13 protein-coding genes and 1 pseudogene are annotated in these 10,731 nt (G+C 51.4%); 6 read left to right on the forward strand and 8 right to left on the reverse strand.

Annotated elements, in window-relative coordinates; all coding sequences use genetic code 11:
* The 4 genes and pseudogenes from fliP to rcsA all read left to right on the forward strand — a co-directional run.
* Positions 1-142 (forward strand): annotated as a pseudogene (gene fliP, locus GKAS_RS20560) (flagellar type III secretion system pore protein FliP); the annotation flags it as partial.
* A gap of 9 nt (positions 143-151) precedes the next feature.
* Positions 152-421, forward strand: coding sequence for a flagellar biosynthesis protein FliQ (fliQ, locus tag GKAS_RS20565; RefSeq protein ID WP_035896987.1), 270 nt, complete (start codon positions 152-154; stop codon positions 419-421).
* Between the two features lie 5 nt (positions 422-426).
* Complete coding sequence (gene fliR, locus GKAS_RS20570) at positions 427-1,221, forward strand: flagellar biosynthetic protein FliR (protein WP_035896990.1); 795 nt, start codon at positions 427-429, stop codon at positions 1,219-1,221.
* Positions 1,222-1,497: 276 nt separating this feature from the next.
* The gene (rcsA, locus tag GKAS_RS20575; protein WP_035896993.1) at positions 1,498-2,121 is read left to right on the forward strand and encodes a transcriptional regulator RcsA; all 624 of its coding nucleotides are present in this window, start codon (positions 1,498-1,500) and stop codon (positions 2,119-2,121) included.
* 50 nt (positions 2,122-2,171) lie between these two features.
* Here rcsA and dsrB read toward each other — a convergent pair whose 3' ends face one another.
* Positions 2,172-2,363, reverse strand: coding sequence for a protein DsrB (gene dsrB / locus GKAS_RS20580; protein WP_035896994.1), 192 nt, complete (start codon positions 2,361-2,363; stop codon positions 2,172-2,174).
* Between the two features lie 173 nt (positions 2,364-2,536).
* Between dsrB and GKAS_RS20585 the strand changes: the two genes are divergently transcribed.
* Positions 2,537-2,743 (forward strand): DUF2525 domain-containing protein, encoded by a 207-nt coding sequence (locus tag GKAS_RS20585; protein ID WP_035896996.1) that lies wholly within the window; start codon positions 2,537-2,539, stop codon positions 2,741-2,743.
* A gap of 303 nt (positions 2,744-3,046) precedes the next feature.
* Here the strand turns inward: GKAS_RS20585 and dgcQ are convergent, their stop codons facing one another.
* From dgcQ to GKAS_RS20600, 3 genes are all read right to left on the reverse strand, one after another.
* Positions 3,047-4,768, reverse strand: coding sequence for a cellulose biosynthesis regulator diguanylate cyclase DgcQ (gene dgcQ / locus GKAS_RS20590; protein WP_246870758.1), 1,722 nt, complete (start codon positions 4,766-4,768; stop codon positions 3,047-3,049).
* Positions 4,769-4,927: 159 nt separating this feature from the next.
* Positions 4,928-5,107, reverse strand: a complete 180-nt coding sequence (locus tag GKAS_RS20595) for a YodC family protein (protein WP_035896999.1) — start codon at positions 5,105-5,107, stop codon at positions 4,928-4,930.
* Between the two features lie 77 nt (positions 5,108-5,184).
* A complete protein-coding gene (locus tag GKAS_RS20600) occupies positions 5,185-6,096 on the reverse strand; it encodes a DUF808 family protein (RefSeq protein ID WP_035897001.1) in 912 nt (303 codons plus the stop codon).
* 176 nt (positions 6,097-6,272) lie between these two features.
* Between GKAS_RS20600 and yedA the strand changes: the two genes are divergently transcribed.
* Positions 6,273-7,184: a drug/metabolite exporter YedA gene (gene yedA, locus GKAS_RS20605; RefSeq protein WP_035897003.1), complete on the forward strand. Its 912-nt coding sequence runs from the start codon at positions 6,273-6,275 to the stop codon at positions 7,182-7,184.
* On the opposite strand, the gene GKAS_RS20610 is transcribed toward yedA, so the two are convergent.
* From GKAS_RS20610 to drpB, 4 genes are read right to left on the reverse strand one after another with little or no spacing between them, the layout of a single operon-like run.
* Positions 7,159-7,653 (reverse strand): very short patch repair endonuclease, encoded by a 495-nt coding sequence (locus GKAS_RS20610; RefSeq protein WP_035897005.1) that lies wholly within the window; start codon positions 7,651-7,653, stop codon positions 7,159-7,161. The two genes, yedA and GKAS_RS20610, sit on opposite strands and share 26 nt — an antisense overlap.
* Positions 7,634-9,055, reverse strand: coding sequence for a DNA cytosine methyltransferase (locus GKAS_RS20615; protein WP_035897006.1), 1,422 nt, complete (start codon positions 9,053-9,055; stop codon positions 7,634-7,636). Before GKAS_RS20615 ends, GKAS_RS20610 begins: the two co-directional genes overlap by 20 nt.
* Positions 9,056-9,089: 34 nt before the next feature.
* Entirely contained in the window at positions 9,090-9,800 is a 711-nt protein-coding gene (locus GKAS_RS20620; protein WP_035897007.1) for a phosphohydrolase, read from the reverse strand.
* A gap of 45 nt (positions 9,801-9,845) precedes the next feature.
* Positions 9,846-10,127, reverse strand: a complete 282-nt coding sequence (gene drpB / locus GKAS_RS20625; RefSeq protein ID WP_035897008.1) for a cell division protein DrpB — start codon at positions 10,125-10,127, stop codon at positions 9,846-9,848.
* Between the last annotated feature and the right edge of the window lie 604 nt (positions 10,128-10,731).

Raw genomic sequence — 10,731 nt, forward strand, 5'->3', positions numbered from 1 at the left:
GATCGCCAGCGTCCTGATGGCGCTAGGGATGATGATGGTGCCGCCTGCCACCATCGCGCTGCCGTTTAAGCTGATGTTGTTTGTACTGGTGGATGGCTGGCAACTGCTGGTCGGCTCGCTGGCGCAGAGTTTTTACAGTTAAGGAGTACCCATGACCCCTGAATCCGTCATGATGATGGGCACCGAAGCGATGAAAGTGGCGCTGGCGCTGGCCGCCCCGCTGCTGCTGGTTTCTTTGGTGACCGGCCTGATTATCAGTATTCTGCAGGCCGCGACGCAGATTAACGAAATGACGCTGTCGTTCATTCCAAAAATCATCGCTGTGTTTATCGCGATTATCGTTGCCGGACCGTGGATGCTGAATCTCCTGCTGGACTACGTGCGAACGCTGTTCAACAACTTGCCCTATATCATCGGCTAAGCACGATGATCCATTTCACCAGCGACCAGTGGCTCTCCTGGCTCAGCCTCTATTTCTGGCCCATGCTGAGGGTACTGGCGCTGATAACGACCGCGCCGATTCTGAATGAACGCACCATACCGAAACGCGTGAAGGTGGGGCTGGGGATTATTATCACCGTCGTTATCGCCCCTTCTCTGCCGGTCGTTGAAGTCCCTATCTTCTCGGCAAATGCGCTCTGGCTAGCGCTACAGCAGATTCTTATCGGCATTGCGCTGGGATACACCATGCAGTTCGCCTTTGCGGCCGTTCGCTACTCCGGCGAGGTCATCGGCCTGCAGATGGGGCTCTCATTTGCCACCTTTGTTGACCCAGGAAGCAACCTCAATATGCCGGTGCTGGCACGAATCATGGACATGCTCGCGATGCTGCTGTTCCTGGTTTTTAACGGCCATTTATGGCTTATTTCACTGCTGGTCGATACTTTTCACACCCTGCCCATCGGCGGCGAACCCATTAACAGCAACGCGTTTTTAGCGCTGACGCGCGCGGGAGGAATGATTTTTCTCAACGGCGTCATGCTGGCTCTGCCTATTATCACGCTGCTGCTGACGGTCAACCTGGCGCTGGGTATGCTCAACCGTATGACACCGCAGCTCTCCGTATTCGTCATCGGATTTCCGATTACTCTCACCGTCGGCATTCTATTAATGGCAGCATTAATGCCGCTGATCGCACCGTTTTGCGAACACTTATTTAGTGAGATATTTGATCTATTAGCAGATATTATCAGTGAGTTACCACGTATAAATTCTCCATAAGCCACCTGGTTATTATGAGGAAATTCCTAAAGTAAAACTGCAAAAACATCTACCAGCATATCGCTGGCGCGGGTTATTTGTTTTTAGATGATTCACACAACATAACATTTACTTTACTTTGAGATGATTCCTGGCAAATTATACGTAACTTTACGGGATAGTTGATGCCGCCTGTTCGTCTTCATCCTCTTGTTTTTATTTTCACCAGGTTCGTTGCGGCGATGAAGTTCGAAGGCAGTGGGTTAATTATCGTTACGCATTGAGTGAGGGTATGCCATGTCAACGATTATTATGGATCTATGCAGTTATACGCGGCTAGGGTTAACCGGATACCTGGCCAGTCGTGGGGTAAAAAAACGTGATATTGACAATGTAGACAACGTTGACGGGCTCGCTGAGATATGCGCAGTTCGCCGTCCAGCTGTCGTGTTTATTAATGAGGACTGCTTCATTCATGATGTGCAGAGTAGTCTGCATATTAAGCAGATCATTAATCAACACCCCAGGACGCTGTTCATTGTTTTTATGGCGATTGCCAATATTCATTTTGACGAATATCTGATGGTTAGGAGTAATCTGCTAATTAGCTCTAAATCGATAAAACCTGAAACGCTCGATATCATTTTGGGTAATTATCTGAAAAAAGAAACAGCAGAAGTAAAGCAAACTAATATCTCTACCTTGTCATTGAGTCGTACAGAATCCAGCATGTTGAAAATGTGGATGTCGGGTCAGGGAACGATACAAATATCCGATCAGATGAATATTAAAGCTAAAACCGTATCGTCACATAAGGGTAATATTAAAAAGAAAATAAAAACGCATAACAAACAGGTTATCTATCATGTTGTTCGTCTGGCTGAGAATGTCACATCAGGCATTTTCGTCAATATGCGTTAGGATAACGACAGCAGGGAAACTGGCGGTATCGCTACCGCCAGATGACTAAATCACGATTCGCTTTTTTCAACGAAAATACCGTCTGCGTGGCCCAACTCATTGAAGAACCAGATCCCCATAGGATAATCCTCCAGCGATACCAGATACATCGTCCCTTCATTGAATTGCTCAATTGCCAGCACGACGCCGGAGCGACGCGGCCCCCCATCTGTCTTGACCGTCACACGATCGTTAACTTGCATAAACGTCATCTCCTGAGTGGTTTAGCCCAGTTTAGAACAAAATTGCCGCGCTGACAGCGCTCCGTTGCATAAGTGCTTAATTATCCATCACTATCGCAAAATCGCTCATTTTTTGAGCGGTATCATCCATTGGATGTATACTTATACAGGGACCGAAACAAAGGGTGTCTGTGATGAAGATAGCAAGCGACCCCCGAGGGGTTAACATTGATGCGCTGCTAGCAGCGATTAACGAAATCAGCGAAAGCGAAATCCACCGCGCGACGGAGGACCCACATCACGTGAGCGTAGATGGCCGCGAATACCATACCTGGCACGAGTTGGCAGAAGCCTTCGAGTTGGATATTCATGATTTCAGCATCACGGAAGTGACGCGCTAGCGGGGTAAAAAAATCCCGACACGCAAGCGTCGGGATCAACCTTGCCGAAGCAAGAAGCATTGAAATATTCGTTACATCAGGAAACCTGACGTGGGTGAAACATTATCGTCGTTTATTTAAAATGACAAGAATTATTCACCTAAGAAATAAATATGACAGCGTAGTCCTGCTTACGCAGACACTTCGCTAACCTAATGATAAATCAACAAGATGACAGTTTTATTTTCAGAATATCGCCATCACGCCTTTAAGATTTATCTCAATATACGCGTTCAACATAAGTTAAATTTATGTTTTATGACGCTATTTATCCCTGTCCTCTCCGTCTTCCGCACACACACGATTTCGCCCACTCGTTTTCGCCAGATAGAGTCTTTTATCCGCAATAGATTGCAGAACCTGGAAATCATACTGCGCCAGTTCATCGCTGCTACAAACGCCGAGCGAGGCGCTAACCCGAATGGTCTGGTTGCGGGAAATAAGGATTTCCCGGCTGTTAATGCTTTCGCGGATACGTTCGGCAATGACCGTTGCCTGAGCCAGCGAGGTGTCCGGCAGCACCAGACAAAATTCTTCACCGCCTACCCGGCCAGCGATGTCTTCTTTACGGATCTTATTAAGGATCACCCTGCCAATATGAATAAGCACCCGGTCACCGGCCTGGTGACCAAAGCGATCGTTAATGCTTTTAAAATGGTCGAGGTCGAGCTGAATGACCGCCAGCGACTCACCCGCCTTCTGGCAGGCGGCAAGAGATTTGCTCGCTCTTTCAAACAACGCACCGCGGTTATAGAGGCGGGTCAGCATATCGTGCCACGCGCGCCACGCCAGCGAATCCTGAAGCGTTGACATATTGCGTACCATGCGGCGGATGACTATCCAGGAGATAATCAGCATCGTGGTAAACAGTACCCAAAGTAGCGTCAGCGCAATACTGATGCTGCCGAAGTCTCCGCGAACCCCCTCTTCCAGGCTATGAATGCGCAGCAGTACGCCATCAAAATTTCGCAGCTTCTCCCAACTGATATAGCGCGAAAACTGGCGCACACTGCCTTCGTTTTGTTGTTCATAGGCATGAGCCAGCTGGGCCTGAACCTCCTGCGAGAGCTGAGTGCGCTTTGACGCATCCGACTCAGAAGAGGCAATCAGGTTCATTCGGCGGTCGTATAGTTGGTATTCTCCTTCTTCCTCTCCTTCAACGGATTGCGTCAGAAACTGCGTCATTTCGTTGACAGAAAGCTGGATAGCCAGCACGCCGAACCAATACTGTTCATAGTCTAGCGGGACGGCGGCAGTCACGGTTTGCGCAGCCGGCGTTTTATCCCGGCTGAAGGTCGTCTGCCACTTCACCCCACGGTTGGGGTTGTCGCGCTGCGACTGCTGGGTAAACCAGGGGCTGGTTGCCAGACGATAGTAATATTCGGTTATGCTGTCCTGCTGGGTAGCATCTGTGCTGAGGTAAAAACCAGCACGCGAGACGTACAGCATATGGGTTTCAAAACGCGCAAGGTGTTGACGGGTCATCGCGGATAAACGCAGCAGGTAGCCCAGTTCAATGGTCGCCATGAACTCGTTGCCCAGCAGCGGATTGTCGCGTGACAGCAGATTAGTATGCTCAACGAACGCGTCGGATACGCCGTGTAGCGGCAGCGTTCGGTTGTTGTTCAAAGAGATCTGCCAGTCAGACTGCGCACGTTGGCGTTCAAACTGCTGTTCGGCGGCGCGCAGCACTTCAAACGCCAGCGGCACCTGGAGAGCGGACTGCATACCATTGCGGAAAAACAGCAGGCGGTCAGTGTTAAACTGAAGCTGCGCATCCATATCATTGGCCACGTTCTTCAGATTATTACGCTGACTTGAGATGTAGGCATCTTCCAGCACGATGGTTTCGCGCCATGTCAGCAGCGTTGAAAAAAAGAGAACCACGACAAAACAAATATTGACGACCCGCTCAGGCTTAACCCGGCGCGCCAGCTTAGACCACCATCCTGTGGGCGTTGGTGTCGTCGCCTTCAAGGGATGCACGGTAGCGCTCCTAAACGGCTGTTTGAATTAACAACCCGCGACAGTTCCAGAATTGATTGCTGCTGATAATTCATGCTGCTCCACGACGACAATGCTACGACAAAGGGCCGGGATAACGGCCCTAAACCGCCCGGCATTCGCCGGGCGCAAAGGCAAAGATTACGTTTGCTCTTGTGGGGATAGATTGCCTGGAATCAGCTCATCTTCACGGAATGCCTCCCGCTTAACGCCAAAACCATCGTACCAGCGGCACTCCACCATCCCGCTGGCGTATCCCGTTACGACCATTCGCGGCCCACCATTTTTGGGCCGGACTTCATCACTGACCAAAAAGACCATTGTTGCCTCCGGTATCAGGGTGAAACTGTTTCACCTTAGCCGATCCACGAACGGTTTGCGTACCGGAACCGCATTTTTTATGCACGAGACTGGCGCCAGCGTGAGATGACATTAACCCCCGCCAGCACGACGGCGCCAATCACAAAACCGAGCACCAGATTGGCGAACACCGGCACCAGCGTGGCAAGCCAGGATGCCTGCTGCGTGGCAAAGGTTTCGATAGCGTGATGCACCGGCGCAACGCCGTGAACCACGATACCGCCACCCACCAGGAACATGGCTAACGTCCCAACGACCGACAGCGTTTTCATCAGCCACGGCGCTACCACCAGTAGCCCTTTACCGACACCTTGCGCCAGGGCGTTGCGTTTTTCGACCAGCCAGTAGCCCATATCATCCAGCTTCACAATCACGCCCACGAGGCCGTAGACGCCAATGGTCACCAGCACGGCGATACCGGATAAAATCAGCACCTGATTCAACAACGGCGCTTCAGCGACGATGCCTAAGGTAATGGCAACAATTTCTGCAGAGAGAATAAAATCGGTGCGGATAGCGCCCTTGACTTTATCTCGCTCATAGCTGCCAGGGTCCTGCTGCGCAATGGCCTCCAGACGCTGCTGGCGCGCGTCATCGTCGCCTTTGTGCTTACGCTCATGCAGCGTATGCAGCACTTTTTCCACGCCTTCAAAACAGAGGTACGCGCCGCCAATCATCAAAAGCGGCGTCACCGCCCACGGGATAAAAGCACTGATTAACAGCGCCAGCGGTACCAGAATGACTTTATTAAGCAGCGACCCTTTCGCCACGCTCCACACCACCGGCAGCTCGCGATTTGCACGCACGCCAGACACCTGCTGGGCGTTCAACGATAAATCATCCCCCAGCACGCCAGCCGTTTTTTTCGCCGCCAGTTTGCCCATCATCGAGATATCATCGAGTAAAGTGGCGATATCATCTAACAAGGTTAATAAGCTACTTCCTGCCACAAACCACATCCTTTATTTTTTGTATTGATAACAAAGTATGAAGCAAAATGACGCGGGGCGTAAGAGATACATATTTATAACATAAAAACAACATCAACCCCTGAATTAAAGCACTCGCCAGCACGGTAGTTTTGGCGTTTACTATCTGCCTGCTTGCTATTTTGCCGTGAGGAAGTATGCGTATTAAACAACTGTTACCCCTGATTGGCGCGCTGTTCGCGCTGTATATCATTTGGGGTTCAACCTATTTTGCCATTAGCATCGGCGTTGCCAGCTGGCCCCCTTTAATGATGGCAGGCATTCGCTTTCTTTCGGCGGGCGTGGTGTTGATGGTATTTTTGCTGGCGACCGGTCACCGTTTGCCGGCGCGAAAACCGCTGATTAATGCGGCTATCATTGGCGTATTGCTGCTGGCCGTCGGTAACGGCATGGTAACCGTCGCTGAACACCAGAACGTACCTTCTGGTATCGCCGCCGTTATGGTGGCAACCGTTCCCCTATTTACGCTCTGCTTCAGCCGCTTCTTTGGTATCGCGACGCGTAAACTGGAGTGGCTGGGGATTGCGATTGGTCTCGCGGGCATCGTGCTGCTCAACAGCGGCGGCAACCTAAGCGGCAACCCGTGGGGTGCGCTGATGATCCTGATTGGTTCGCTGAGCTGGGCGTTTGGCTCGGTGTATGGTTCACGCATTGAGCTGCCCACCGGCATGATGGCCGGTGCCGTCGAAATGCTGGCAGCCGGAATTATCCTGATGGTGGCGTCGCTGTTAAGCGGCGAGCGTTTGACTGCCCTGCCCAGCCTGCACGGTTTCCTGGCGGTAGGTTATCTCGCCATCTTTGGCTCAATTATCGCCATCAACGCCTACATGTATTTGATTCGCAACGTCACGCCTGCCGTAGCCACCAGCTACGCCTATGTGAACCCGGTCGTTGCCGTGCTGTTAGGTACTGGCTTTAACGGGGAGCACCTCTCTGGGACCGAATGGCTCGCGCTGGCGATTATCATCGCCGCCGTCGTGCTGGTGACGCTCGGGAAATATCTTTTCCCGGCAAAAGCCAGCGCTATTCCTTGTCAGACTGAGAAATAAACCTCAGGCTTGAGATCCCTTGAATACCGATCTGCGCGCTGCCCTCGCCGCCGCAGATCCACTCTTCCAGCCGCTCGCTCAACGCAAGATCCGTGAGCTTCTCCCGCCCGCGTAGCGCGCACTCCCACACCACCAGCACGCGCCAGCCTGATGCAATAAGCTGGCGTATATCCCGCTCATCGCGTACGACGTTAGCGCCAATTTTATTCAGCCAGAAGTCGGTGCGCGTCGCGGGCACCTTAAACAGATAGCAATCGTGGTGATGCCAGAAGCAGCCATGCGTGAATATCACGCAGCGGTAGTCGTCGAGGGTAAAATCGGGGCGGCCCGGCAGGCGCGTGTCCTGCGAGAGCCACTGCAAGCCCAGGCCATCCAGCAGTACCGCCATTCGTTTTTCAATCGCGGTATTCTGCGCGCCGATGGCGCGCATATTTTTACTGCGGGTGGCCTTATCGTGAACGTCCGCCATCGCCGGTTTCCGAATCACGCAGCGCAACCGCCTGCAAAATACGCGACTGTAAAAGGCGCGCCACGGCGGCAAACACCGGTACAATCACCGAGTTGCCAAACTGCCGGTACGCCTGAGTATCCGACACCGGAATACGGAAACGGTAGCCCTGCGGTGATTCAAAACCCATCAAGCGAGCGCACTCTCGCGGCGTCAGGCGACGCGGGCGATGCAGCTGATTTTGCGGGTCATCAAAGTGCTTTTCCCCCAGCGCCAGATCCCAGCCCCGGTCGATCAGGATTTCGGCGCCATCTTTGTAATATCGTGCCGACAGCGTTCGCGCCACGCTGCTGGCTTTTGTCGGGTCAACCAGTCCGTAGCCAAAACCGTTGCCTTTCTCCTGATGCTTACGCGCATAGCGGTAAAGATATTTCCACAGCACCGGGGTGAGGATAAATTTGGGGTTAACGTTTGGCTCCAGCAGTTCACCAAAGGTCGGGCGCTGAGCCGGATAGAGCGACGGAATATCACGCAGAGTAAAGCCTTCATGTAGCCCTAAGTCACGGCGGAAACCGACTAGCACAATGCGTTCGCGGTGCTGCGGCAGGAAGTGCTGACCATCGATTATTTTCGGGTCATTGGCGCCCATATCCGCGGCATCGGAAACTTCATATCCCAGTTCATCTAGCGTCTGCATAATAATTCGGAAGGTTTTGCCGCTATCGTGGCTCTTCAGGTTTTTGACGTTTTCCAGCACGAAGATAGGTGGCCGTCGAGCATCAATAATCCGCACCACGTCGAAAAATAGCGTGCCCTGAGTATCGCAGGCAAAGCCGTGCGCACGACCCATCGCATTCTTTTTGGAGACGCCTGCTAAAGAGAAAGGCTGGCACGGGAAGCCCGCCAGTAGCACGTCGTGCTGAGGAATCGACGCCCGAATATGTTCCTGAGCCTCACGGTCGCTGACGTCAGGCTGATTGCTCAGCGTCACATCGCGAATATCCGTATTAAACCGATGCTCTACAGGGTCGCAGTACCAGTTGGCTTTGTAGGTGCGCACCGCGTGTTTGTTCCACTCGCTGGTAAACACGCATTGGCCGCCAATCGCCTCAAAGCCATGACGAATACCGCCGATGCCGGCAAAAAGATCGACAAAGCGAAAGGCATAATTCGGATGATGCTTAGGCGGCCTCGGTAACAAAGAGGCCAGATGGGCACACTCATTTTCACTCAGACGCGTGTTGGCGCGCGCCAGGGTTACGACGCGCTTTACGATAGCCGGGCTCCAGTGCTGTTCCCCCACAGCGCTAAGCTCAGCGACAACGGTCTTTAAATCGTAAATCTCCAGAATATGCTCAAGCAGCGTCTGAGCATCTGGTGCGTCTAACGACGCACTCTCATGTGATAAGACTCGTTGTTGCATAAGTTTGACCAGATACAGAAAAATAAACCTGAGATTACCATAAGTTGTTCGAGTCTGGCGTTGCGAATCTCCGCAGCACCTGCGCGTCCACCGAGAGCGGATCGCCCGCCAGCTCGGCGCTCAACTTCGCCATAAAGTGCACAAGAAAATCGGCGTTATGCTGTGCCAACTCGCGCCCTTTTGCGGTTTGCATGGTTTCAGGTAACCGCAACAGCTTGGTCTGGAAATGGTCGAGGGCGTAGGTTTTATCATCCAGTTCACGGTTATCAGCGAAGGGATCGTCAGCGTCAAACAGCGCCGCATTCATCGCCCCGGAAACGGCAAATACCCGCGCCAAACCAATAGCACCCAGCGCTTCTAACCGGTCAGCATCCTGAATGATTTTGGCCTCGGGTGTGTTCGGCGTAATGCGCGCGCTGAAGCTGTGTGCTTCAATGGCGTGAGCAACGGCGCCATAGCGCTCAACGGGAAACTGCGGGAAATCGCGCTGTAGAATCAGCAGCGTTTGCTGAGCCGATAACTGAGAGGAACGGGCGCGGTCGGGATGGTTTTTCGGCAAGCTAACGAGGTCGTGAAAATAACTTGCCAGTAATATCACCGTGAGGTCGACGGGATCGTCGGCAGCGATGCGTCTGGCAGTACGCCAGACTCGACGAAAATGGGCGATATCATGCGCCGCATCGCTACCAACATAATGAGTTTCAAACCAACGTTCAACGTCCTGCTGCCATGCTGTTAGTTCCATTCCTTCACCGCGGATGAGTGTATATTGGCCCCCAGCATAGCAATATTAGCGCTGTTCTTCCTGTTCAAGCCGGCGAGGTCGGGTATACCAGGCTATCCCGCCAAGCAACGCACCGACAATACTCAGCACCAGGAAGCCGAGCAGCGCGCCAATCCATTTCCCCACGGACGAACCTATTTCACCGTCGATCGTCGCGCCGGGGATACTCTGTACATCGCTGATGACCCATAGATAACGCGCCATCGCCCAGACAAAGTAACCGCAAAATGCGTAAAATACCCACAGTGCCAGCTTGCCACCAGGGCCACGCTCTATTTGCTCTTCCATAAAAATACTCTCATTACGCTATTCATGTTCACTGCCACGACATCACGCTGGCAATAGATGTGATATCGGTCACATTATAACGATTAAATTGATGTGAGGTAGTCTCACTCAACGTTACCGGTAACAAACTACCGTTAGCTTGATCTTCGGCAATTTTGTCAGATGACATCTACATCAATGGAGGTACTGCTGATTCGCGTTAGGTTCTTTCGCCCCATTGTCCAGGAGAGTACTCAATCACGATATTCTAATGATAAAAATTTTATAACAGTTGCCATTTTAAATTCATAAAATAAATAACAATAAAGTATTTTTCTGCATCTTTATTTTTTATGGCGATCATGCCATTATCCTTACCGTTATTAGCCTTTTGTTATGCATCAATCAATTTGTTGTTTTTGTTCTTCCCGATCGTATGCCAGTGCGATCGGGATTTTTTATCTTATACATAATCATTCAGATGATTGATATCGATAAAATTAACATCATCATGATAAATAAATCCAGTAAAAACAATGGCAAAAACAAATAAAACATTTTTATTCATATTAAATTGAATATAGATGAAACATTATGAAATATTTAATATAATTTAATTACATTT

It is taken from the genome of Kluyvera ascorbata ATCC 33433 (assembly GCF_000735365.1).
GTDB classification, from domain to species: Bacteria; Pseudomonadota; Gammaproteobacteria; order Enterobacterales; family Enterobacteriaceae; genus Kluyvera; species Kluyvera ascorbata.